Source organism: Sphingobium aromaticiconvertens, assembly GCF_037154075.1.
GTDB classification, from domain to species: Bacteria; Pseudomonadota; Alphaproteobacteria; order Sphingomonadales; family Sphingomonadaceae; genus Sphingobium; species Sphingobium aromaticiconvertens.
In genome coordinates this window covers 4,717,193-4,739,076 of the sequence record NZ_JBANRJ010000001.1, presented here as the reverse complement: position 1 = coordinate 4,739,076, position 21,884 = coordinate 4,717,193, and the positions used below count along the sequence as shown (strand labels likewise).

General features: G+C 63.0%; 21 protein-coding genes and 1 pseudogene. 8 read left to right on the top strand and 14 right to left on the bottom strand.

The features are described from left to right. Window positions 1-78: 78 nt before the first annotated feature. Window positions 79-1,662: a hypothetical protein gene (locus WFR25_RS22985; RefSeq protein WP_336974003.1), complete on the bottom strand. Its 1,584-nt coding sequence runs from the start codon at window positions 1,660-1,662 to the stop codon at window positions 79-81. 211 nt (window positions 1,663-1,873) lie between these two features. On the opposite strand from WFR25_RS22985, the pseudogene WFR25_RS22980 reads away from it, so the two are divergent. Next, a pseudogene (locus tag WFR25_RS22980) lies at window positions 1,874-2,635 on the top strand (IS5 family transposase). Between the two features lie 122 nt (window positions 2,636-2,757). Here WFR25_RS22980 and WFR25_RS22975 read toward each other — a convergent pair. The 7 genes from WFR25_RS22975 to WFR25_RS22945 all read right to left on the bottom strand — a co-directional run bounded on the left by WFR25_RS22975 (window position 2,758) and on the right by WFR25_RS22945 (window position 9,993). Continuing rightward, on the bottom strand, window positions 2,758-3,012 hold the full coding sequence (locus WFR25_RS22975) for an ATP synthase F1 subunit epsilon (RefSeq protein ID WP_336974000.1): 255 nt from the start codon (window positions 3,010-3,012) through the stop codon (window positions 2,758-2,760). Window positions 3,013-3,131: 119 nt separating this feature from the next. Then, the gene (gene atpD, locus WFR25_RS22970; RefSeq protein WP_336973998.1) at window positions 3,132-4,577 is read right to left on the bottom strand and encodes a F0F1 ATP synthase subunit beta; all 1,446 of its coding nucleotides are present in this window, start codon (window positions 4,575-4,577) and stop codon (window positions 3,132-3,134) included. Between the two features lie 30 nt (window positions 4,578-4,607). Beyond that, window positions 4,608-5,492 (bottom strand): F0F1 ATP synthase subunit gamma, encoded by an 885-nt coding sequence (locus WFR25_RS22965; RefSeq protein WP_336973997.1) that lies wholly within the window; start codon window positions 5,490-5,492, stop codon window positions 4,608-4,610. 3 nt (window positions 5,493-5,495) lie between these two features. After that, window positions 5,496-6,122, bottom strand: coding sequence for a LysE family translocator (locus WFR25_RS22960; RefSeq protein WP_336973995.1), 627 nt, complete (start codon window positions 6,120-6,122; stop codon window positions 5,496-5,498). A 10-nt stretch (window positions 6,123-6,132) separates the two neighbouring features. Beyond that, on the bottom strand, window positions 6,133-7,662 hold the full coding sequence (gene atpA / locus WFR25_RS22955; RefSeq protein ID WP_336973992.1) for a F0F1 ATP synthase subunit alpha: 1,530 nt from the start codon (window positions 7,660-7,662) through the stop codon (window positions 6,133-6,135). Between the two features lie 34 nt (window positions 7,663-7,696). After that, complete coding sequence (locus tag WFR25_RS22950) at window positions 7,697-8,251, bottom strand: F0F1 ATP synthase subunit delta (protein ID WP_336973990.1); 555 nt, start codon at window positions 8,249-8,251, stop codon at window positions 7,697-7,699. Window positions 8,252-8,409: 158 nt separating this feature from the next. Further along, on the bottom strand, window positions 8,410-9,993 hold the full coding sequence (locus tag WFR25_RS22945; RefSeq protein WP_336973988.1) for a S1C family serine protease: 1,584 nt from the start codon (window positions 9,991-9,993) through the stop codon (window positions 8,410-8,412). A 114-nt stretch (window positions 9,994-10,107) separates the two neighbouring features. Between WFR25_RS22945 and ada the strand changes: the two genes are divergently transcribed. From ada to yfiB, 5 genes are all read left to right on the top strand, one after another. Next, a complete protein-coding gene (ada, locus tag WFR25_RS22940) occupies window positions 10,108-11,178 on the top strand; it encodes a bifunctional DNA-binding transcriptional regulator/O6-methylguanine-DNA methyltransferase Ada (RefSeq protein ID WP_336975011.1) in 1,071 nt (356 codons plus the stop codon). 98 nt (window positions 11,179-11,276) lie between these two features. Next, window positions 11,277-12,764: a hypothetical protein gene (locus WFR25_RS22935; protein ID WP_336973986.1), complete on the top strand. Its 1,488-nt coding sequence runs from the start codon at window positions 11,277-11,279 to the stop codon at window positions 12,762-12,764. Between the two features lie 163 nt (window positions 12,765-12,927). After that, window positions 12,928-13,482: a regulatory sequestration protein YfiR gene (gene yfiR / locus WFR25_RS22930; RefSeq protein ID WP_336973983.1), complete on the top strand. Its 555-nt coding sequence runs from the start codon at window positions 12,928-12,930 to the stop codon at window positions 13,480-13,482. Window positions 13,483-13,485: 3 nt separating this feature from the next. Continuing rightward, window positions 13,486-14,748 (top strand): diguanylate cyclase DgcN/YfiN, encoded by a 1,263-nt coding sequence (dgcN, locus tag WFR25_RS22925; protein WP_336973980.1) that lies wholly within the window; start codon window positions 13,486-13,488, stop codon window positions 14,746-14,748. Window positions 14,749-14,752: 4 nt separating this feature from the next. Then, window positions 14,753-15,253 (top strand): outer membrane lipoprotein YfiB, encoded by a 501-nt coding sequence (gene yfiB / locus WFR25_RS22920; RefSeq protein ID WP_336973977.1) that lies wholly within the window; start codon window positions 14,753-14,755, stop codon window positions 15,251-15,253. A gap of 26 nt (window positions 15,254-15,279) precedes the next feature. On the opposite strand, the gene WFR25_RS22915 is transcribed toward yfiB, so the two are convergent. After that, on the bottom strand, window positions 15,280-17,448 hold the full coding sequence (locus WFR25_RS22915; protein ID WP_336973975.1) for a primosomal protein N': 2,169 nt from the start codon (window positions 17,446-17,448) through the stop codon (window positions 15,280-15,282). A gap of 86 nt (window positions 17,449-17,534) precedes the next feature. Between WFR25_RS22915 and fsa the strand changes: the two genes are divergently transcribed. Continuing rightward, window positions 17,535-18,188 (top strand): fructose-6-phosphate aldolase, encoded by a 654-nt coding sequence (gene fsa, locus WFR25_RS22910; RefSeq protein ID WP_336973972.1) that lies wholly within the window; start codon window positions 17,535-17,537, stop codon window positions 18,186-18,188. Window positions 18,189-18,226: 38 nt separating this feature from the next. Here fsa and WFR25_RS22905 read toward each other — a convergent pair whose 3' ends face one another. Further along, window positions 18,227-18,646 (bottom strand): MerR family transcriptional regulator, encoded by a 420-nt coding sequence (locus WFR25_RS22905; protein ID WP_336973970.1) that lies wholly within the window; start codon window positions 18,644-18,646, stop codon window positions 18,227-18,229. Window positions 18,647-18,718: 72 nt separating this feature from the next. Here WFR25_RS22905 and WFR25_RS22900 point away from each other — a divergent pair, with 72 nt between their 5' ends. After that, entirely contained in the window at window positions 18,719-19,477 is a 759-nt protein-coding gene (locus WFR25_RS22900; RefSeq protein ID WP_336973968.1) for a glutaredoxin family protein, read from the top strand. Between the two features lie 213 nt (window positions 19,478-19,690). On the opposite strand, the gene WFR25_RS22895 is transcribed toward WFR25_RS22900, so the two are convergent. The 4 genes from WFR25_RS22895 to WFR25_RS22880 form a co-directional block, all read right to left on the bottom strand. Continuing rightward, complete coding sequence (locus WFR25_RS22895; RefSeq protein WP_336973965.1) at window positions 19,691-20,107, bottom strand: hypothetical protein; 417 nt, start codon at window positions 20,105-20,107, stop codon at window positions 19,691-19,693. Window positions 20,108-20,468: 361 nt separating this feature from the next. After that, a complete protein-coding gene (locus tag WFR25_RS22890) occupies window positions 20,469-21,032 on the bottom strand; it encodes an MFS transporter (protein WP_336973963.1) in 564 nt (187 codons plus the stop codon). A gap of 17 nt (window positions 21,033-21,049) precedes the next feature. Beyond that, complete coding sequence (locus WFR25_RS22885) at window positions 21,050-21,391, bottom strand: MFS transporter (RefSeq protein WP_336973962.1); 342 nt, start codon at window positions 21,389-21,391, stop codon at window positions 21,050-21,052. A gap of 8 nt (window positions 21,392-21,399) precedes the next feature. Next, window positions 21,400-21,741: a hypothetical protein gene (locus WFR25_RS22880; protein ID WP_336973960.1), complete on the bottom strand. Its 342-nt coding sequence runs from the start codon at window positions 21,739-21,741 to the stop codon at window positions 21,400-21,402. Window positions 21,742-21,884: the final 143 nt, after the last annotated feature.

Sequence of the window (21,884 nt, the reverse complement as noted above, 5' to 3'; positions counted from 1 at the left end):
TTTTGATTTAACATATTTTTCCGCATCGTCAGGTGATTGGCTGCGCTGAACTGCCTTTCCATCTGCCTGGAAAATGCTTTAGATTTCTTTTTCACCGGGATGATACCAATGGCCGTCCCAGCAGGTGGCCGGTTCGACGGCGCTTACATGGATGGGATGCGTTGGCCGTATTGGCGCTGGCATTCGGGCTAGCGGCGCGAGGTAGCTGTCCTTGGGAAAGTCGCTGAAACTTTGGTCCCACGCCTTGAAGAAGCTGCACTGGATTTCCGGCATCGGCGAATGGCGGACTGCACGGGCAATCTCGAACAGGCCGGTGATGCTGCCGATTAGCAGCATGACCGTTAGCCACAGACGGACGCGGCTGGGCGCGATCAGTGCGTCGGCGATCATGACCACCAGGATCGTGAGCGCGGTAATAGAGCCGCGCATCATCAGATCAATTGAAGACCCGATCTGGAAGAAAGGCAGGATGAGCAGCGACAGGCCGGCAACGGCCAGTGTTGCGATGCCAAAACGGCCGGTGCGCACCAGGAAGACGAGTGGTATCAGATATACCAGCACCTCCAGGACTTCGAACATGGCCCATTGCCCCGGCGGCGGAGCAATGAGCCTCATGCCCACCGCATCATCGGCCGCGCCCAGATAGGCAAGGCTGGCGAGGCTGATCAAAGTCGCCAGGGCGGGTAGGGCGATGTCACTTGGACGGAGCGCGCGCCGCAGGAGCGTCTCGATCCCTGCGAGCGCGGCGAAGGGCATGGCTCCGATCAGACCCAGAGGTGACAAGAGTGCGGTTAGTGGCAATAGTGCAAGAAACCCGCCCAGCGACAGCCTGTCGCTTCGCCATAACAGGAAGGCCAGTGCCCCGATCCAGCCCGACAGCGCATGTTGCGGCACCCAGAAGGCCAGCGTGATCGTCGAGCTATATTGAAGGCCGGCCCAGCCTTCGAGATGATCGGCGAGGCCGCCTCGCATCAGGATGTGGCCCAGCGCATCGAGGCCGCTGAAAGCCAGCACGACGGCCAGCGCTACCCAACGGGCGCGATGGGTGGGGAACAGGGTTGAGCCAAGCGCCAATAATGTGCCCAGCAGTGCGCTGTTCTGCAGCAACAATGCAATGTCGGCGGCGCGCGATCCCCAGGCCTTGAAAGCAAGGGCGGGCCACAGGAACATACCGATAGGCGCGCGGAGGACATCTGGCGTGTCCCGGGCCGTATAGACGAAGGGCCAGGGGTTGATCCCCATGTCGCGCAGAACCGCGCCGCGGACCTGCCAATCGATATTGGCGTAAAAGAAGCGGCCCTCTCCACCCAGCATGAGCAAAAGGAACGCCGTGCCAAGGCTGATCAGCAATGTTGCCGGGCTGGGGCCGCCATGAGGCGTCATCGATTTGTGAATGCCGATGCACAGCAGTGCCAGCAGCGCGATCCCGAGGGGGTAGGCCCAGAGGGGTGCGCAATCGAGGAAGCGCCATAGCAAAAACTGGGTCGAGCCGAGCCATGCGGTGACGAAGCCAGCCAGCCAGCCGGCCGGAATCGGGCGGGCAAGAATGGATGGCGCAGTGCTGCGTCCGCCACTTGGTGTCGCGGGATATTCACTGTCGTTGGTGAAGGAAAGCGTCCCCATGGCGCAGGCATAGGGGGTGGGGCGGACTAGGTCGAGCATGGAAAAAGGCCGAAGCGCTTTTGAGCGTCCGGCCTCTTGGGTATCGTTTACGGCCGTTCGGCCATCGCGAGAGCGTGGTTTCTTGTTTGCCACGATTTTCCTAACCGTCAGATAAGTCCATCCGACTGGAAATCGCTCTAGGCCGTGGTGACATTTTAGGGATTCACGGGATTGAGGATTTCTGATTCAACGCTGGCTTTTGGAGGCTGGTGTGGAAGGCGATGTTCTCAGAGACGATCAGTGGGAGCGACTATGCGAGTTTGTGCCGGGTGGTCGCAAGGGACGACGTGGCCCGCGTAGCGACACGGGCGGCGCTTTCTTGATGCGTTGCTATGGTTGGCACGTTCGGGCGGACGGTGGCGTGATTTGCCGGAGAAGTTCGGCCCCTATCAGACGGCCAAACGACGCTATTACCGTTGGGTCGAGCAAGGCGTGATCGACCGGATCTTCGAGGCTGTATCGGACGATCCCGACATCGAATGGCTGGCGATCGATGCGACCGTAATCCGCGCTCAGGCCCAGGCGGCCGGGGCACGGGTAAAAAGGGGGGCGCTCAAGCCCAGGCTCTCGGGCGATCCAGAGTTGGATTCGGCACTAAAATCCATGCCGTAGTCGACGCCCTCGGCTTGCCGATCCGTTTCATTCTGGGTCCCGGCCAGCAAAACGACATGGCACACGCTTGCGATCTGATCCGGGGCATCCCCGTTGAAAAGATTCTGGCTGATCGCGCCTATGACGCCGACAGTCTGCATGATCTCATCTACAGCCAAGGCGGCGAACCGGTCATCCCGCCCCGCCGCCATCGCAAATATCAGCACCACCATGATCGCATCGCCTACAAGCAGCGTCGGGGCATCGAGGGTTTCTGCGCCAAACTCAAGCAATGGCGACGCATCGCAACCCGCTACGACAAACTCGCCGCAACTTCCTGGGCTTCGTCAAAATCGCCAGCATCATGCTCTGGATCAAATGATTAAATCGTCACCACGGCCTAGCGCATGATCCGATCAGACTGAATAGGATCATGCTCCATTTATCTTTTGTTTTCCGCATTTTCGTAAGTCAGCAGATGATGCCATCTGCCTGGAAAATGCTCTAGCCCGCCTTCTCCGCCAGGACTGTCAGGCCCTTTTCATTCACTTCGGCAAAGCCGCCCTCGACGGAGATGTTTTCCGGGGCGGACCCGGCGTTGGCATAGATCTGGATCATGCCGTCGCGCACGGTCGACATGAAGGGCGCATGACCCTCCAGCACGCCGAAATCGCCGTCAGTGCCGGGTACGACAACCTGATAGACCTCTTGCGAACGGACGAGCTTTTCCGGGGTCACGAGTTCAAAATGCAGAGCCATTTTCACGTTTCTCCCCCCTCCCTTTAGGGAGGGGTCGGGGGAGGGAATGTTCGCGGAGGACTTGCCTTTACAGGCCCTCCCCTAACCCCTCCCGCAAGCGAGAGGGGACTTTTTGAGACTTACGCCGCTTCAGCGGCCAGCTTCTTGGCCTTTGCGATGGCCTCGTCGATGCCACCGACCATGTAGAAAGCGTTTTCGGGCAGGTGGTCATACTCGCCGTCGACGACCGCCTTGAACGACTTCACGGTGTCTTCGATCTGAACGAACTTGCCGCTGATGCCGGTGAAGACTTCGGCGACGTGGAAGGGCTGCGACAGGAACTTCTGGATTTTGCGCGCGCGGGCGACGGTCAGCTTGTCCTCTTCGGACAGCTCGTCCATGCCCAGAATGGCGATGATGTCCTGAAGCGACTTGTACTTCTGCAAGGTCGACTGGACGGCGCGGGCGGTGTCATAATGTTCCTGACCCACGGTGCGCGCATTGAGCATTCGGCTGGTGGAGTCGAGTGGATCAACGGCCGGATAGATACCCAGTTCCGAAATGGCGCGGTTTAGGTTGGTGGTCGCGTCCAAATGCGCAAACGATGTCGCAGGCGCCGGATCGGTAAGATCGTCTGCAGGAACATACACGGCCTGGATCGAGGTGATCGACCCCTTGTTGGTTGACGTGATGCGCTCCTGCAATTGGCCCATATCGGTTGCCAGCGTCGGTTGATAGCCCACGGCCGAAGGAATACGGCCGAGCAGAGCCGACACTTCAGCGCCCGCCTGGGTGAAACGGAAGATGTTGTCGACGAAGAACAGCACGTCCTGATTTTCGACGTCGCGGAAATATTCGGCGATGGTCAGACCCGACAGCGCAACGCGCGCACGGGCGCCCGGCGGCTCGTTCATCTGGCCATAGACCAGCGCAACCTTCGATCCTTCGCTGATCGGATTGCCATCGGCATCCTTGGCGATGACGCCCGCGTCGAGGAATTCGTGATACAGGTCATTACCCTCGCGGGTCCGTTCACCGACGCCCGCGAAGACCGAAGTGCCGCCATGGCCCTTGGCGATGTTGTTGATCAGTTCCTGGATCAGCACGGTCTTGCCGACGCCCGCGCCGCCGAACAGGCCGATCTTGCCGCCCTTTGCATAAGGGGCGAGCAGATCGATGACCTTGATGCCGGTGACGAGGATCGAGCTTTCGGTCGACTGGTCGATAAAGGCAGGAGCCTGTGCGTGGATTGGCGACCGCATGTCGGTCAGAACCGGGCCGCGCTCGTCGATCGGCTCGCCGATGACGTTCAGGATGCGGCCGAGCGTGGCCGGGCCGACGGGAACGCTGATCTGCGCGCCGGTGTCGGTCACTTCCTGGCCGCGGGTCAGGCCTTCTGTCGAGTCCATCGCGATGGTGCGGACGGTGTTCTCACCCAGATGCTGGGCGACTTCCAGCACCAGGCGCTGGCCGTTGTTGCTGGTTTCCAGCGCCGAGAGGATCGACGGCAGCGCATCAGGGAAGGTCACGTCGACGACGGCGCCGATGACCTGCGAAATGCGGCCTACATTGTTGGTGGTTGCCATGACTTCGTTCCTTGCCTTTACGGTCCTGCTTTAGAGCGCTTCGGCGCCCGAAATGATTTCGACGAGTTCGGTGGTGATCGCGGCCTGACGGCTGCGGTTATACTGGATGGTCAGCTTGCTGATGAGGTCGCCGGCGTTGCGGGTCGCATTGTCCATTGCGGTCATCGACGCGCCCTGTTCGGATGCGTTGTTTTCCAGCAGCGCCTTGAACAACTGGATCGAGATGTTGCGGGGCAACAGATCGTCCAGGATCGCTTCTTCGCTCGGCTCAAATTCGACCGTCGCGGGAATCGCGCTGCGGTCGGCGTCGGCCGGGATCTTTACGGGAATGATCTGCTGCTCGGTCGGGATCTGGGCGAGAGCGGACTTGAAGCGCGAGTAGAAGAGGTGCGCGACGTCGAACTTGCCGTTCAGATACATCTCGCTCAACTCGTGCGCGATGGTCTGGGCCTGATCATAACCGGGCTGCTTCGCGCCGGTCGTGTCGTACTGGGCGACGATCATGCCGGGGAAGGTGCGGTTGATGACCGGACGGCCCTTGCGCCCGATCAGGTAAAATTTGACCGTCTTGCCCTGCTCGATCAACTCATCGGCCTTGATGCGCGCGGCCTTGACGATGTTGGCGTTGAACGCGCCAGCCAGACCACGGTCGGAGTTGGCGACGACCAGCAGATGCACGTCATCCTTGCCGGTGCCTGCCAGCAGCGGCGATGCGCCTTCGCCCGATCCACCCGCAATCTTCGACGCGAGCGATGCGACGACCGCTTCCAGCCGCTGGCTGTAGGGGCGGGCGGCCTCAGCCGCGGCCTGCGCCTTGCGCAGCTTTGCGGCAGCGACCATCTGCTTCGCCTTTGTGATCTTCTGGGTCGATTTGACCGACCCGATGCGGATCTTCAATTCTTTGAGACTAGCCATAAATCACACGTTCCGAGCAAGGGCCAGACGGCCCGCGAGACCAAAGAAACCGACGCCCATGGCGCCTTCGAACCAGCGCATCGCGCGGCTCTGGCCAACCTTGCGGCCGGCATGGGTGGCGAGCAGCGCAAGCGCCCCGCACCACAGGAAACCCAATGCATAGACGATCGCGATCAACAGCATGCCCTGAAAGGGCGCGTCCGGGCCGGTGCCGACAAATTGCGGCAGGGCGGCCAGAAAGAAGATCGCAACCTTCGGATTCAGCACGGTGCTGATAAAGCCCTGCGTGAAGGGCGAAGCGCCCAGACGGAGTTTGGGCGGTTCAGCCGCCGGGGCAGGCCTGATAGCGCCCCGCAACAGGCCAAGGCCCATCCACGCCAGATAGAGCGCACCTGCAACCTTCACCACCATGAACAGGCCGGGCACCGCGTTCAGCACGCTGAGGAAGCCGAAGCCGCATAGCGCCATGTAGAACAGACCGCCCAACTGGATGCCGCCAATGGCCGCCATTCCCGCCTTCAGCCCGCGCCGCGCCGCGTGACCGGCCACCAACATGGTGTCCGGCCCCGGCAACAGCACCAGACCGATCGCCATCACGGTCCAGGCAAGAAGGGAATGAGCGGCCAGCATCGCGTCTTAGTTACGCAAAGGTCTTGCCGAAGCTGTCGAGCGCAGCCTTCAGCTTGCCCTTGGTATCGTCACCCAGATCCTTGCTCTCGCGGATCGTGCTCAGCACTTCGGGGTGATCGTGGCGCAGATAGGCGAGCATCAACTCTTCGTAGCGGGTCACGTCCTTCACCGGGATCGAGTCCAGATAGCCATTGGTGCCAGCGAAGATCGAGGCGGTCTGCTCTTCGAAGGGCAGCGGCGAGAACTGGCCCTGCTTGAGCAGTTCGGTCAGACGCGCACCGCGGTTCAGCAGCTTCTGGGTCGACGCGTCGAGGTCCGAACCGAACTGGGCGAAGGCCGCCATTTCGCGATACTGGGCCAGCTCCAGCTTGATCGAACCGGACACCTTCTTCATCGCCTTGGTCTGCGCGGCGGAGCCGACGCGCGACACCGACAGGCCGACGTTAATGGCCGGACGGATGCCCTGATAGAAGAGGTTGGTTTCGAGGAAGATCTGACCGTCGGTGATCGAGATCACGTTGGTCGGGATGTAGGCCGACACGTCGCCCGCCTGCGTCTCGATGATCGGCAGCGCGGTCAGCGAGCCGGAACCATTGTCGCTGTTCATCTTCGCAGCGCGCTCAAGCAGGCGGCTGTGGAGATAGAAAACGTCGCCGGGATAGGCTTCACGGCCCGGAGGACGACGCAGCAGCAACGACATCTGGCGATAGGCCACGGCCTGCTTCGACAGATCGTCATAGACGATGACGGCGTGCATGCCGTTGTCGCGGAAATATTCGCCCATGGTCACGCCGGTGTACGGAGCGAGATACTGGAGCGGGGCTGGCTCGGAAGCGGTCGCGGCGACGACGATCGAATATTCCATCGCGCCATTTTCTTCGAGCTGCTTGACGATCTGGGCGACGGTCGAGCGCTTCTGGCCGATCGCGACATAGATGCAGTAGAGTTTCTTGCTCTCGTCATCGCCTGCGTTGGCGCCCTTCTGGTTAATGAAGGTGTCGATCGCGACGGCGGTCTTGCCGGTCTGGCGATCGCCGATGATCAGTTCGCGCTGGCCACGGCCGACAGGGACAAGGGTGTCGATCGCCTTGAGGCCGGTCTGCACAGGCTCATGGACCGAGGTACGCGGGATGATGCCGGGCGCCTTGCGCTCGACGCGCATGCGCTGGTCAGACACGATCGGGCCTTTGCCGTCGATCGGGTTGCCGAGGCCATCGACCACGCGACCCAGCAGGCCCTTGCCGACGGGAACGTCGACGATGGTGCCGGTGCGCTTAACGGTGTCACCTTCCTTGATCTCGCTGTCCGAGCCGAAGATCACGACGCCGACATTGTCGGCTTCCAGGTTCAGGGCCATGCCCTGCACGCCATTGGCGAATTCGACCATTTCACCGGCCTGGACATTGTCGAGGCCATGGACGCGGGCGATGCCGTCGCCGACGGTCAGAACGGAACCGACTTCGCTGACCTGCGCTTCGGTGCCGAAATTGGCGATCTGGTCCTTGATGACCTTCGAGATTTCTGCGGCGTTGATATCCATGACTTAGCCTTTCATCGGACCTTTTTAAGGGTCTTCAACCCTTCATAGCTTGGGCGAGCGTGTTCAATCTTGTACGGATGGAGCTGTCGATCATCTGGCTGCCGATCTTGACGACCAGCCCGCCCAGGATCGCGGCATCGACCTTTGCATCGACCGCGACGTCGCGACCGACACGCGCCTTGAGGCTTTTGCTCAGGGCGGTGATCTGCGTCTTGGTCAGCGGATGCGCGCTCGTCACTTCGGCGCGGGCCTCACCCTTGTGATTCGACAGCAGCGTTTCATAGGCACGGATGACGGCGGGCAGTTGGCCGAGGCGGCGGTTCTGGGCGAGCACGCCCAGAAAGTTGGTGGTCAGCGAATCGAGGCCCATCGACGCGGCCACGGCGGCAACTGCCTTTGCCGCAGCCTCGCGGCTAAGGACGGGGCTGTTGATCAGGCCCTTGAAATCGGATGATTCGCCAAGCGCGGCCTTAAGCGCCGCAAGGCTTTCCGCGACCGTGTCGAGGCTCTTGCCCTCACGGGCAAGGTCGAACAGGGCCACTGCGTAGCGGCCGCTAAGGCTCGCCTGAATGCCGCCGGATGTCTCCACGCGCTTACCGTCCTCCACTTGAATTGCCGGTCATGCAAAGAAGGGGCGCGGCCATGCCGTTCCCCGTTGTTGCGGCGCGGTTAGCAGCGCGATTGTGACTATGCAAGTCGCGCGGACCGATTCAACGGATGGTACCGGAACCAACTCCGGTGGGGCGATTAAGGTGCTGCCGTCTGCTTGGGTGTGATGGCCTCCTTCTCATCGTCCTTCGGGGCCAGCAGACCCTTCTGGCAGTGATAGACCAGCCGTTCATTAGGTTGGGCGGGCAGCAGCGCGGCGAGGCCGGACGAAAGCGCCGCGATCTTCGCCAGGGCGGCCGGGTCGCTGGTGCAGCCTTTGACCGCATTTTCGGAGGCCAGCGCCCGCGCCTTCTCCATCACGTCGGAGTCGGGCAACCAGCGCTGGACGCGCAGCAGGCCGGTGGCGGGATCGAAGCGGCTGTCGGTGACGACCTGCCGGTCTTCGGGAACGCTGCTATGCTGCCATTGGGTGCCTGCCGATATGAACTGACGCCCATGATCTACGCATCCGCCCTCGGTCCAGTTGAAGCCGATGTCATTTGGCTGCGACACGGTGACGCGGCTGCGGTTGAGGTCGATGCGGCAGATATTGTCGCCACCCCAGGCGAAGGCCTGATTGGAGGTGGTTCCGCTGTCCTGCGTCTGGGCGATTCGCGCATCGATGCTGGAAAAGCTGGGCTTGAGGAAGAAGAGCAGGAGGGCGCCGAGCAACAGCACGCCGCCGCCGCCGATGAACCAGCTTGCCCGCTTTTCCCTGCCCTGGGTGTAGAACAGGCCGCCGGCGCCCAGTCCCAGTACGGCGAAGGCCAACAGCACGGCGGCGCCGGCCATCGCATTTTCACGTCCCGAAATGACGTCGCGCTCGGCGGCGTCGCGGGCCTTGGCGAGTGCGGCTTCCTGCGCGTCCTGCTTTTCGCGGGCGCTGCTTTCGGTCATCTGCGCGTCCCGCTGGGTCAGCGCCGATTCGGCGGCGTCGGCTTCCGCCAACGAACGGCAGGGGACGATCGTGTGGAGCGAGGAGACGCCCGCCTGACGCAGAAAGGACGCCACTTCCCGCCAGGAGACGGCAAAGCCGAACTCCGCGTCCGCGCCATCCGACATTGATCCAAAACTGTTCACGCCCAGCACCCGGCCACAATCGTCGACCAGTGGCCCGCCGCTGTTCCCGGCGGCGAGGGGCGCGGTGTGGAGGAGTGTGTCGAAGGTCTGGCTCGATCGTCCTGCCGATATCGTGCCACTGGTCTTCACCGTGCCCAGCGGCTCCACCATCTGCTTGAGGCCAAGGCCCTGCGCGCGGTCGACATTGCCGGGATAGCCGATGGCGGTGACATGGCTGCCGTCACTGACGGCGCCGGCGTAGAAGGTGCTGACCGGCAGCGATCCTTCGTCCAGCTGGATCAGGGCCAGGTCGTTGCCCGGCGAATAGGCGATGACGCGTCCGCCATAGCTTTTGCGCCCTTCGGACGGGATGACGCCGATGACGAGATTTTTTTCCTCGCGGGTCAGTTCGACCACATGGGCGTTGGTCAGTATCTTGTCCGGCGCGACGGCGAAGCCGCTGCCATGGCCGACGAAATAGGCCTCCGACCCGTCGGTCGCGACGATTGCCACGCGCACGACTCCGCGGGCGGCGGCGGCGATGTCCTGCTGTTCGGCGCGGGCGGGGCCGGTCAGGCTTGCCAGGGCGAAGAGGATGAAAAGAGAGCGGATCAGGCGCAGCATGTGAGGCGCATACATATGCGAAGGCGGGCGTTAGGCAATCGGGAAAGTGGCCGCCCCCCTTTTGAACGCAAGCGGCGGGAAGTATGGTCAAGCGATCCACGCTATTCCATGACCATGAACCAGATGACTCCCCTTCGCCCCAACCGGCCCCCGATGCCTGATGATGATGTGTGCTGGGATGCCTTCTCTCGCCGCGACAGGCGCATGGACGGGCAGTTCATCGGGGCGGTGCTGACCACGGGCATTTATTGCAAGCCCAGTTGCCCCGCCCGGCATCCGAAACGGGAAAATATTCACTTCTATCCTGATGCAGCAGCGGCACGGGCGGCGGGATTTCGGGCCTGCCTGCGCTGTCGCCCGGATGAGGTAGGGCGCGACAGGCTGGCTGTGGAAGCGGCGCTGGCGTTGATCGAAGGGGCGGAGGCACCCCCGTCGCTGGATGCGATCGCGGCCCATGTCGGCTATGCCCCCCATCATTTCCATCGCCTGTTCAAGCGCGAGACGGGCCTGACCCCCGCCGCCTATGCTCGCACGATTCGCGCCGACCGATTAAAGCAGGCGCTGGAAGGTGAGAGCAGCGTGACGGAGGCCATCTATGACGCGGGCTATAATGCGCCCAGCCGCGCCTATGCCGATGCCGTGCGGCATCTGGGCATGACGCCCAGCGCCTGGAAAGCGGGCGGGCGCGGGGTGGTGATCCGCCACATGATCGCACCGACCAGTCTTGGCCCGCTGCTGATAGCGGCGAGCGACCGGGGACTGGTGCGGATCAGTTTCGATGAAGATGAAGGCGATCTGCGTGGCCGTTTCCCTCATGCGGACATTCTGCCCGCGGATGCGGCCTTTGCGGCGCTGGCGCGTCAGGTGGCGGCGCTGGTCGAACATCCCGCAGATGGGAACCAGCGCGGCGATCTTCCGGTCGATGTGCAGGGGACATCGTTTCAGCAGGCGGTATGGGATGCGCTGCGGGCCATACCGCCCGGCGAGACGCGGTCCTACAAACAGATTGCGACCGCCATCGGCAAGCCCGGCGCGGTACGGGCGGCCGGTACCGCCTGCGGAGACAATGTGCTGGCCGTGCTGGTGCCGTGCCACCGGGTCCTGCGCAGCGATGGCGGTCTGGGTGGCTATGCCTATGGGGTGGCGCGCAAAAAGCGCCTGCTGGAGCGTGAACGCGATCGATAGGGGCTATGGCGCTTTTGGCATTGCATTCCTTTGCCCGACCTTGTCTGAGCAGGGCACATAGGGGGTCCGCCCGGGGGCGAGCGGACAGGGGGAATGAGATGATCGGACGGTTCGGCGCTTTGGCGATGATGGTAGGTGCGTTTGCGTTGCCGGGGAGCGCGCAAGCCGCCTGGAGTCAGGCGAAAACGCGGCATTTTACCATTTACAGTGAGGCTAAGCCGGAAACCCTGCAACTCTTTGCAACGAAACTTGAAAAATTCGATGCGCTGCTACGCCTGGTTACCGGCATGAAGGACGATGGGCTGACCAATCCGGTGCAGGTGTTCATGCTGTCGGACGATGGCGAGGTGAGATCGCTGGCGCGCAATCCCAATGTCGCTGGTTTCTACAGCACGTCAGGGCGCTCAGGCTTCGCGGTCCTTTCGCGCGAGCCCAAGTCATGGCGTTACGATCTTGGTCCTGAAGAAGTGCTGTTCCACGAATATGCTCATCATTTCATGCTGCATTATTTTCCGGCGGCCTATCCAGCCTGGTACGTCGAGGGGTTCGCCGAATTTTTCTCTGTCGTCACCTTCGCTTCCGACGGGCGCACCACATTTGGCAATGTGCCCCTCGCACGGGTGCCCACCTTGCGGATGATGCCCATCCTGCCGCTCAAACAGTTGTTGACCAGCCAGGCCAATTGGCGCGATCCGCAGCAGGGGGACCGTTATTATGGGACGGCCTGGCTGCTCACCCATTATTTCCAATATGTGCCCGCGCGCAGGGCAGAATTCTCGCGCTATCTGGGCGCTCTTGCGTCCGGCGAGAAGAATGTCGAGCTGGACAGTTTCTTGGCGGGCGGCCTTCTGGCCGTGGAAAGGGAGTTGCGCGCCTATCTCAAACGCGGCCGTATCCCTGCGACGCGATATAAGGACGGCACGCTGCCGCAAGTCTCGGTCGCGATTGCGCCGCTCGATCCCGCGCGCGGGGCCTTGATCGACCAGGAGTTGAAGCTGACGGTCGGCGTGCCGGAGAAGAACCGGCCTGCCTTGATCGCGTCGGTGCGCGCCGCCGTCGCGAAGCTGCCTTCCAACGCTTATGCCGCTGCGCTGCTGGCGGAGGCGGAATGGCTTGGCGAAAACAAGGATGCCGCGCTGGCTGCGGTTGATCGCGCGGTGGCGATTGATCCCACGCTGGCCCGCGCCCACAGCCTGCGCGCGGACATATTGTTGGCGCGGGCGCATCAGAGCGACAAGCCGGAGGACTGGAAGGCGGCGCTCTCTGCGATCATCAAGGCAAATCGCGCGGATGCCGAGGATCCGGTGCCGCTCACCCAATTTTATCGCTACCACAGGATGAAGGGCGGCAAGATGCCGCAGGTGGGCTATGATGGTCTGGCCAAGGCATTTGCGTTGCTGCCCCAGAATCCCGAATATCGCTTTGCCGAGGCACAGGCGCTTGCTGTGCAGGGCAATTATGCCACGGCGTCGATATTGCTGGACCCGCTGGCCTATTCACCGCACTCGTCGTCGATGCGCGACGAGGCGCTGCGATTGAAGGCGGACTATGACGCGGCAAAGGCGTCGGGCGCGCAGGGCCAATAGTGGCGCGGCGGTGCCTGTTTGAACGCGAGTCCAGTGGATGCGGACGGAAACCTTCATGCTGATGGTTGCATAACCGGAATGATTGACTAAATCCTGTATCTGCCCGATATTTTACGATTGATTAACGATGTCGGGGCGTGTCGCCTCTATTGAGGGGGGTGACGTGCGACATTGGCTGCTGGCCGCATTGATGATGGCTCCGGCCGTGACGCTGGCAGCCGAAACCCCCTGGTCGGCCATGGTGGTGCCCGCGCTCATGCCTTTGCCCGACCAGCCTGATCGCGTTGCCGCAGCCGTTGCGCGCATGGTCGATGCGATATTCACCTATACCCGCTGGCCTGCGCCCCGTTCGACGATCGGGTTGTGCGTGGCGGGAAAGGCCAACTATGCGGATCAACTTGATACTATCACCCTAGACGGCGCGCGTGCCGTGGAGCGCCGGATGCTGCCGTCTGGCGAAGATGCCCTACCAGAGTCCTGCGATGCCCTCTATCTGGGCGCGATGGATGCGACGCGTGCGAGGCGGCTGATCGCGGATGCGCGTGGCGGGCCGGTCGTCACGATTGCGGAAACCGATACGGGATGCCGGGCCGGGGCGATGTTCTGCCTGTTATTTTCCGCCAACAGTCTGAATTTCCAATTGAATATTGATGCGGTGTCGCGTTCGACAGTCAGGATCGATCCACGTGTGCTACGCCTGTCGCGGGGAGGGGGCTGATCCATGGACATCCCCGCCAACCAGCCCGTGACCAACCAGCCCGTGAAAAGTCCATTGCTGACGCTGCATCAATTGCTGGCGCGCGCGCATCTGCGCCTCATCATGTTCGCCATCCTGACGACGGGAATCACGCTGACGGCGGCCGGGGCCTTTGCGATGCAGGGCTATGCCAGCCGCAACCTTGCCCTGATCGCCCAGACGGTCAGCTATACCGTGGAACCCGCCATCCTGTTTGATGATCATGCCGCCGTGCGCGACAGCATGATGATGGTCGCGGCGACTGAAGGTGTCCGATCGGTTGAGGTGATGGATGCGCATGGCCGCCGCATCGCTGGCTGGACCCGGCCCGAGGCGGGCTGGCTGGCGGAGATGGGCGGCGCAGCCAGCCGCCTGATCTGGCCCGCGCCCGCACGGGTCATGGTTCGACAGGAAGGCCGCGTCATCGGTGAAGTGCGCCTGCAGGGCGATACCAGCGGCATCGGCCGCTATATCCTGTCGGGCCTGCTCACCAGCCTGGGGTGCCTGGCGATTACGGCGCTGGCAACTTATTTGCTGGCGCGCCGCCTGCGTCGCGACGTGACCGAGCCGTTGGCGGAAATTGCAGAGGTTGCCCATGCGGTACGGGTGGACAGGGCGTTTGACCGCAGGGCGTCGTCGTCCGCCATTGCCGAAATCGACAGTCTTGCAGGCGACTTCAACAGCCTGCTGGCAGAGCTTCAGGGGTGGCACGAAGGGATTAAGCGGGAGAACCGGGCGCTCGCTCGTCAGGCCAGTCACGACCCGCTGACCGCGCTGGGCAATCGCGCCATGTTTGAGGACAGGTTGAGGGCCGCATCGGACGAAGCGGGGCTGACGGGCCAGTCCTTTGCCATCCTGTATATGGACGCCAATCGGTTCAAGCGGGTCAATGACACCTATGGCCATGACGCGGGGGACGTGATGCTGGTGGTGATCGCCGCCCGTTTGCGCGCCAGCATCCGACGGGGCGACCTGGCCTTCCGTCTGGGCGGCGACGAATTTGCCGCGTTGCTGTCGGCGCCCGCGGGGCGTGAGGATGTGGATGGCGTGATCGCGCATATTCAGGACACGATGTCCGAACCGATCATGCTGCCCAATGGCGAAAGTCTGAAGGCGTCGCTCAGCATCGGTTTTGCCCTGAGCAATGGTCAGAGCAGCGACCCGCGAGACCTGCTGCGTCAGGCTGATGCGGCCATGTATGCCGCCAAGCAGAGCGAGCGGTCTGGACACGAAGACAGGATGAATTGAACGAATGCGTAAAGTGATGATGCCGCTGTTTGCCTTGTTGGCGCTGGCCGCCTGTCAGACTGTTCGTGAACCCGTGCGTTCCGCGTTCACGCAACAGCAGGTCGCAGCGCTTGCCGGCAACGGCTTTAGCCCCGCAGGGGATAATTGGGAGCTGGGCATGGCCGACAGGCTGTTATTTGCGACCGATGAAGCTGTTCTGCCGCCCAGCCGGCAGCAGGGGCTGGGTCGGATGGTGTCGGCATTGGTGGGGGTCGGCATTCATGGCGCAGAGGTGCAGGGGCACACCGATTCGGTGGGGGCGGCGCGCTATAATGACGCCCTTTCGCGCCGCCGGGCGCAAGCCGTCGCGGCGGCGATGGCGGGGGGCGGAATGGATAGCGGAGCGATCCGGGTCGTCGGCATGGGACAACGCGACCCGGTCGAGGATAATGCGACAGCGCAGGGGCGGAAGGAAAACAGGCGCGTTGTGATTCTGGTTACGCCAGCCGATGCGATGGTGCCCTGAAGCTCTGAAACGGGGCGATCGGCCCCTTACATGAAGCTGTAGGGATCGACGTCGACGGCGACGCGGGTGCTGGATTTCCAGACGATATTGCCCAGCCATTCGCGGATGGCGTCCTGCACGTCGATCGCGCGGGTGGCGTGGACCAGCAGCCGGTGGCGATGGCGACCGCGCAGGACGGAGAGTGGCGCGGGGGCGGGGCCGTAGACGCGCAGCCCCTCGATTGCTGGCGCCGACTTGCCGATCAGGCGCGCAATCTCGGCGGCTTCATCGGCTTTCTCGCTGGAGACGATGATCGCGGCGAAACGGCCAAAGGGCGGGGCGTTGGCGCGGCGTCGATTCTCCGTCTCGGCGGCGTAGAAACGTTCGGTGTCGCCGTCGATCAGCGCCTGGATGACGCCGGTTTCGGGCATTCGGGTCTGAATGAACACGCGGCCCGGCTTTTGCCCCCGCCCGGCGCGCCCGGCCACCTGGACGATCTGCTGGAAGGTGCGTTCCGATGCGCGCAGGTCGCCCCCCTCCAGCCCCAGATCGGCGTCGATCACGCCAACCAGCGTCAGGTTGGGAAAATGATAGCCCTTGGTGACAAGCTGGGTGCCGACGATCAGGTCGATGTCGCCCGCCTCCACCGCTTTTACAAACTCAGCCGCCTTGGCTGGAGACCAGAGCGTGTCGGAGGTGACGATGGCGGTCCGTGCCTGCGGCCAGAGGGCCTTCACCTCGTCGGCGATCCGCTCGACGCCGGGACCGCAGGCGACCAGTGAATCCTCCTCCTTGCACTCCGGGCAGAAACGCGGGGCGGGGACGACATGGCCGCAATGGTGGCAGGCGAGCCGGTGGGTCAGGCGATGCTCGACCATCCAGGCGGTGCAGTTGGGGCATTGGAAACGATAGCCGCAATGGCGGCAGAGGGTGAGCGGCGCGTAGCCCCGGCGGTTGAGGAACAGGAGTGACTGTTCGCCCTTCGCCATCGTCTCGTCGATCGCCTTGACCAGCGGCGGCGCAATCCAGCGGCCCCGCTCTGGCGGGTCGGTCAGCAGGTTGACGCCGACAATCTCAGGCATCTCTGCGCCGCCATAGCGGGCGGGCAGCTTTATCTCCTTGTAGCGGCCCAGATCGACCTGATGCCGCGTCTCGATCGCCGGGGTGGCCGACGCGAGGATGACCGGGAATTTTTCGATCAGGCCACGCATCACCGCCACGTCGCGGGCATGATAATGGACGCCTTCCTCCTGCTTGAAGCTGGCCTCATGCGCTTCATCGACGATGATGAGGCCCAGTTTGGGATAGGGCAGGAACAGGGCGGAGCGAGCGCCGACCACGACTTTTGCCTGCCCGCTGGCAATGGCCCGCCAGGCGCGCCGCCGTTCGGTCTGGCGCAAGCCGCTGTGCCAGTTGACCGGCACCGTGCCGAAGCGTTTCTCGAAACGTTCGAGGAAGGGTTCGGTCAGCGCGATTTCAGGCAGCAGCACCAATGTCTGGCGATCGGCATGGATGGCTGCGGCGATCGCCTCGAAATACACCTCGGTCTTGCCGGAGCCGGTGACGCCGTCGAGCAGGAAGGGGGCGAAGGCGTGGGCGTTGACCGCCTTCACAAAGGTCGCCGACGCCGCGCGTTGCGCGTCCGACAGGGCGGGCGGCGCAAAGCCAGGGTCGGGATCGGGGAAGGGCGTGTCGACGCTGACCTCCACCGGCTCGAACGCGCCGACCTTGACCAGCCCCCGGATCACCGCGTCGCTGACCCCGCCGATCATCGCCAGTTCGCGGATCAGCCCCTGGCGGTCGCCAATGCGTTCCATCGCCTGTGTGCGCTGGTCGGTCATGCGATCGGGCATGTCGCCGGTGGCGCGATATTCGATCACCGTGCGCGCGCCCTCCAGCGCGGACATCGAGGCGAGCGCCATGCGGAGCACGGCAGCGGGCGGCGACAGATAATAATCCGCGGTCCACTCGATCAACCGGCGCAGTGTTTCGGGGAGCGGTGGCGCGTCGAGCACGTCCAGCAAATTGCGAAGCCGATTGTCACCCACCGTCTCGACATCGGGAAAGCTGCCCTCATCCCAGACGACGCCCACCAACTGGCGCGGTCCCAGCGGCGCTACGACGATACTGCCGGGCAAAACCCTCATATTGTGGGGCACCCGATAGTCGAGTGGCCCAAGGGCGGCATTCAAAAGGAGGACACGGGCGCGGGTCATGTGCGCCCATGTAGGACAGGCAGGGCGGATGACGCTATAGCCCCGACCAACGAATCACCTGCAAAGTGCTGGAAGGGCCAATCCCCATGAAATTCTTCGTCGATACCGCCGACACCAACGAGATCCGCGACCTGGCGGCCACTGGCCTGCTGGACGGCGTCACCACCAACCCTTCGCTGATCCACAAGTCGGGTCGCAAGTTTCTGGAAGTGGTCGAGGAAATCTGTGGCATCGTCGATGGTCCGGTATCCGCAGAGGTCGTCGCGCTCGACCATGAGACGATGATGAAGGAAGCCGCGATCCTCAAGAAGATCGCGGACAATGTCTGCATCAAGGTGCCGTTGACCATCGACGGCCTCAAAACCTGCAAGGCGCTGACCGACGAGGGAACGATGGTGAATGTCACCCTCTGCTTCTCGGCCAATCAGGCGCTGCTGGCGGCCAAGGCGGGCGCGTCGTTCATCTCGCCCTTCGTCGGTCGTCATGACGATAACGGCTTTGACGGCATGGCGCTGATCGAGGACATCCGCCTGATCTATGACAACTATCAGTTCGACACCGAAATCCTGGTCGCGTCGGTCCGTCACCCCATCCATGTGCTGGAAAGCGCCCGCATCGGCGCCGACGTGATGACCGCGCCGCCCGCCGTCATCAAGGCGCTGTTCAACCATGTGCTGACCGACAAGGGTATCGAAGGCTTTCTTGCCGACTGGGCAAAGACCGGCCAGACCATCGGTTGATGGAATAGGGGACGGGCGGGCGGGGATTAACCGTCCGCCTATCCCTGCATCCGGCCCGGCTCGAAGGCGGTGAGGATGGGGCACGGCCCCGCGCCGCCCGTTTCACAATCCACCGCCAGCCGCGCCAGTGCATCGCGGGCGTCAACAAGCTCGGCGATTTTCGCGTCGAGCGCGGCGATCTGCTGCCGGGCCAGATCGCGGGCGCGCGCCCGGTCCTGCGTGGCGTCCAGAGCGATGAGGTTGTCGATCTGCGCGAGCGTAAAGCCCGCTCCTTGCGCCGCGCGGATGAAGCGCAGGCGCGTGACGTCCTGATCGTCATAGCGCCGCACCGATCCCCCCGAACCGCTGCCATGGGGGCGTTCGGGCGTCTCCAGCAGGCCGCGCCGCTGATAATAGCGTATCGTTTCCACGCCGACCCCGGCTGCTTTTGCGAGCCGTCCTATGGTCATGCCGTTCATGCTTGACTCCGTACCATGCTACGGACCCCATATGGGGTGGGTAACATCGGTTTTGAAGAAGGATATCCGGCCATGAATGCCCCCGCCGCAACGACCCAGGGACAAGCGATCCTCTATCGCATGGTGATGGACAAGCATGTCTGTCCCTGGGGCTTGCGCGCGCTCCATCTGTTGCGGCGCAAGGGCTTTCAGGTCGAGGATCGCTGGCTGACCAGTCGGGAGCAGATCGACGCCTTCAAGGCAGACCATGGCGTGCAAACGACACCCCAGACCTTTATCGACGGTGCCCGGATCGGTGGTTTTGACGATCTGCGCCGCCATTTCAACATGGTGGTCCGCGATCCCAGGGCCGTCACCTACCGCCCCGTGATCGCGATGTTCGCGATGACCGCGCTGATGGCCTTGGCGGCCAGCCATGCGATATTCGGCACGCCCTTTACGGCCCATGCCGGGCAATGGTTCATCGCCTTTTCCATGTGTGTGCTGGCGATCCAGAAGCTACGCGATGTGAGCGGGTTCGCGACCATGTTCCTGGGCTATGACCTGCTGGCGCAGCGCTGGGTGCCCTATGCGTTCCTCTATCCCTTTGCCGAGGCGCTGGCCGGCGTGCTGATGATTTCCGGCAGCGCCAGATGGCTGTCTGTCCCGGTGGCCTTGTTCATCGGTGGCGTGGGTGCGGTATCGGTGTTCAAGGCGGTCTATATCGACCGGCGTGAGCTGAAATGCGCCTGTGTCGGCGGCGACAGCAATGTGCCGCTGGGTTTCGTTTCCCTGATCGAAAACGTGATGATGGTCGGGATGGCGCTCTGGATGGTCATAATGCCGATGTAAGGGATTTCCTGCGGGCTGAGTTGCGATGATCGAGGGGATGGTTCCCGTTCTGGAAGCCCCGGCGGCCCATCAGCCGGCAAGGACAGCCAATCCTGCTCAGAATGGGCGGATCAGGGATGAAGCGCGGATATTGGATGTGCCCGGCGCATAATCTTTGCAAGGCGTCGCGGATCAATGAAGCGGTGAAGGCTGCTGCCCTTTGATCCGGTGGCGCTAGGCCACGCCCGCCAGCAACGCAATCACATAGCCCAGCGCTATAAAGCCGGCCCAGGCTAGAACAGCCGCCGCGATGATCGTGACCAGCGCGCGCCTGCCCGACATCGCTCGGCCGGAGCCTTCGCTTTTGCCCATCTCATCGGCGCTTGATGAATAAGGACCGAAGTCTGCCTCCACGACCGTATTGGCGGAAATGGTCTTTTCGAACTGGAGGGGTGTTATCGGGGAAGAAAAACTGCACCCGGCAACCCCGTCGCCAACCCAGACTACGGAAGCCTCGCGGGCACCGACGCCTGCGAGGCCAACCATGATCAGGTCGCCCTTGGTCATTTCATCGACCCCTGACATGCGGAAGCCCGTCAGGGACAGATCGTCTATCGCGACGTCCTGCGGCGCACCGTTGCCGGCTCGCAACGTCGACCACCGCTCGACTTTATGTCGAATGGACGATCGTTTCGTGTTCCACATCAGGGCATGGATCGGGACGGAATTGGTTTCGCGCATGAGGGGCAGGATAGGCGTGTTGCGTTAGCGAAACGTAAATGGAGGCTGAAAGATATCGACGGAGCAGAGTGGGTGCAGGCTTCAAGAGCGCGCAAATCTTGCCCAGCCTCTCGGGCAAAAATGGAGAGGGAAGTGGTGACCCCGACGTGAGGGGGCAATCAGGCAATCTGGCCGCCCGTGTCGACATGGCCATAGGCGCCGCCGGCGCGCACTGGATTGCATCCTCTTGCCGCAATGCTGTTTGGCCGGAGACACTGCACGTCGTTACCGATCAGATTCGGGGCATAATGCGGAGCCGTCCGCCGTTTCGGATCGGTGACGACAAGGCCATGACGGCCAGGCACATTGCCACGGCGGCCGCCGGAATGCCCGCCATGGCGAGGTCAAGCCCCGTGCCGTCCACGCGATAGTCCACCAGGAAAAGCCATGCCGCGACCGTCAGCCCGAATTTCGAGATCGCTGTCAACAGCGCAAATGCGGAGGCGGGCGCGGTCGGACGCTCGGCGGAAACCCGATCCGCGAAGCTCGCCCACAAAAGCGTGGCAATGCCTCCATTGGCCGCGCCGAACAGGAATGCGAAGGCCGCCTGCGCAAAATAGCCAGCGATCTCGGCCAGCGTGAATGCGATCGCCCCGGCGCCAAGAAGGACGAACGCCACGCAGAGCGTGCGGAGGTGGCCCATCCGGCGCAATGTGATCAGCCAGAAAGGCTGCGCCAAGGTAAGGCCGACCGAAGCAGCGATGATGATCGTCCCGCCCTGGCCCTGCCAGCGATAGGCGACATAATAGGGTTCGAGCTTGCCGAACACCGATGTCGCTATCGATACCAGAAACATCAGCAGGAGCAGCGGGATCAGGTCGATGCCGGTGTCCGAAGCGGGCGATGCGGCCGGAACGGCGCAGTCGGCGTCAGGACGTGGCCGCGCAGTCGCGTCAGATACCAGGCCGAGCCGATGGCGACCACGGACATCCCCAGCGTCACGAGCGCAAAACGGCCGCTTCCGTTCTGACTCCCGCCGCTGACCAGCCAGGCGAGCGCGGTGGCGACCGCGATGGACGCCATGCCACTACAGGACAGCCTCAATGCCGCCAGCCGCGCGCGCTCCCTGGCATTGCGCGTGGCGAGACCCAGCGTGGCGTTCTGTGGAATGTCATAGAGCGCATAGGCAATACGAAAGAGGGTCGCGAGCAGCACCGCCCAGATCAGCCGCCATGCCTCGGGCAGCAGATCTGCGGCGAACAGGGGGTGATCGCCGCCGCGCTCGCGCAAGCCCCGATGAACTGCAACCGGCAGGCGCGGGCAAGTGTGAACGAGGCGCCGCGCAATTGCCAGCCGATGGCGAGGTCGATCAGCGCGCTCAGCACCAGTCCACCGGCCAGCAGGCCCCCCATCCATGCGGCGGGCAGCCCTGCGCGCTCGGTCAGGAAGAAGGCAAAGACCAACTCGCTTGAATACCAGAAAAGGCTCTTTCCGAAATGCGCCACGCCATAGGGCACCAGCGACGCTTGGCTTTCGGTAAGCGCTTCCCGAGGCAAAACTTTCAAATCCCGGCGCACGCGGGCTCGCTAGCGCCGATATGCGTCAGCGATGTGACGCCTCGCCTGAACGCTGGCGCGCGATAAATTCCTTGAGCATTTCCGGCGCGTCGGTCTGGGTCACCTCAAGTGTGATAAAGCAAAATTACAGA

What these genes read in the sequence shown, in the direction of transcription:
- WFR25_RS22985 (WP_336974003.1), bottom strand. Translation starts at nt 1,662, where the DNA reads ATGCTCGACCTAGTCCGCCCCACCCCCTATGCCTGCGCCATGGGGACG.
- WFR25_RS22975 (WP_336974000.1), bottom strand. Translation starts at nt 3,012, where the DNA reads ATGGCTCTGCATTTTGAACTCGTGACCCCGGAAAAGCTCGTCCGTTCG.
- atpD (WP_336973998.1), bottom strand. Translation starts at nt 4,577, where the DNA reads ATGGCAACCACCAACAATGTAGGCCGCATTTCGCAGGTCATCGGCGCC.
- WFR25_RS22965 (WP_336973997.1), bottom strand. Translation starts at nt 5,492, where the DNA reads ATGGCTAGTCTCAAAGAATTGAAGATCCGCATCGGGTCGGTCAAATCG.
- WFR25_RS22960 (WP_336973995.1), bottom strand. Translation starts at nt 6,122, where the DNA reads ATGCTGGCCGCTCATTCCCTTCTTGCCTGGACCGTGATGGCGATCGGT.
- atpA (WP_336973992.1), bottom strand. Translation starts at nt 7,662, where the DNA reads ATGGATATCAACGCCGCAGAAATCTCGAAGGTCATCAAGGACCAGATC.
- WFR25_RS22945 (WP_336973988.1), bottom strand. Translation starts at nt 9,993, where the DNA reads ATGCTGCGCCTGATCCGCTCTCTTTTCATCCTCTTCGCCCTGGCAAGC.
- ada (WP_336975011.1), top strand. Translation starts at nt 10,108, where the DNA reads ATGAACCAGATGACTCCCCTTCGCCCCAACCGGCCCCCGATGCCTGAT.
- WFR25_RS22935 (WP_336973986.1), top strand. Translation starts at nt 11,277, where the DNA reads ATGATCGGACGGTTCGGCGCTTTGGCGATGATGGTAGGTGCGTTTGCG.
- dgcN (WP_336973980.1), top strand. Translation starts at nt 13,486, where the DNA reads ATGGACATCCCCGCCAACCAGCCCGTGACCAACCAGCCCGTGAAAAGT.
- yfiB (WP_336973977.1), top strand. Translation starts at nt 14,753, where the DNA reads ATGCGTAAAGTGATGATGCCGCTGTTTGCCTTGTTGGCGCTGGCCGCC.
- WFR25_RS22915 (WP_336973975.1), bottom strand. Translation starts at nt 17,448, where the DNA reads ATGACCCGCGCCCGTGTCCTCCTTTTGAATGCCGCCCTTGGGCCACTC.
- fsa (WP_336973972.1), top strand. Translation starts at nt 17,535, where the DNA reads ATGAAATTCTTCGTCGATACCGCCGACACCAACGAGATCCGCGACCTG.
- WFR25_RS22905 (WP_336973970.1), bottom strand. Translation starts at nt 18,646, where the DNA reads ATGAACGGCATGACCATAGGACGGCTCGCAAAAGCAGCCGGGGTCGGC.
- WFR25_RS22900 (WP_336973968.1), top strand. Translation starts at nt 18,719, where the DNA reads ATGAATGCCCCCGCCGCAACGACCCAGGGACAAGCGATCCTCTATCGC.
- WFR25_RS22890 (WP_336973963.1), bottom strand. Translation starts at nt 21,032, where the DNA reads ATGTTTCTGGTATCGATAGCGACATCGGTGTTCGGCAAGCTCGAACCC.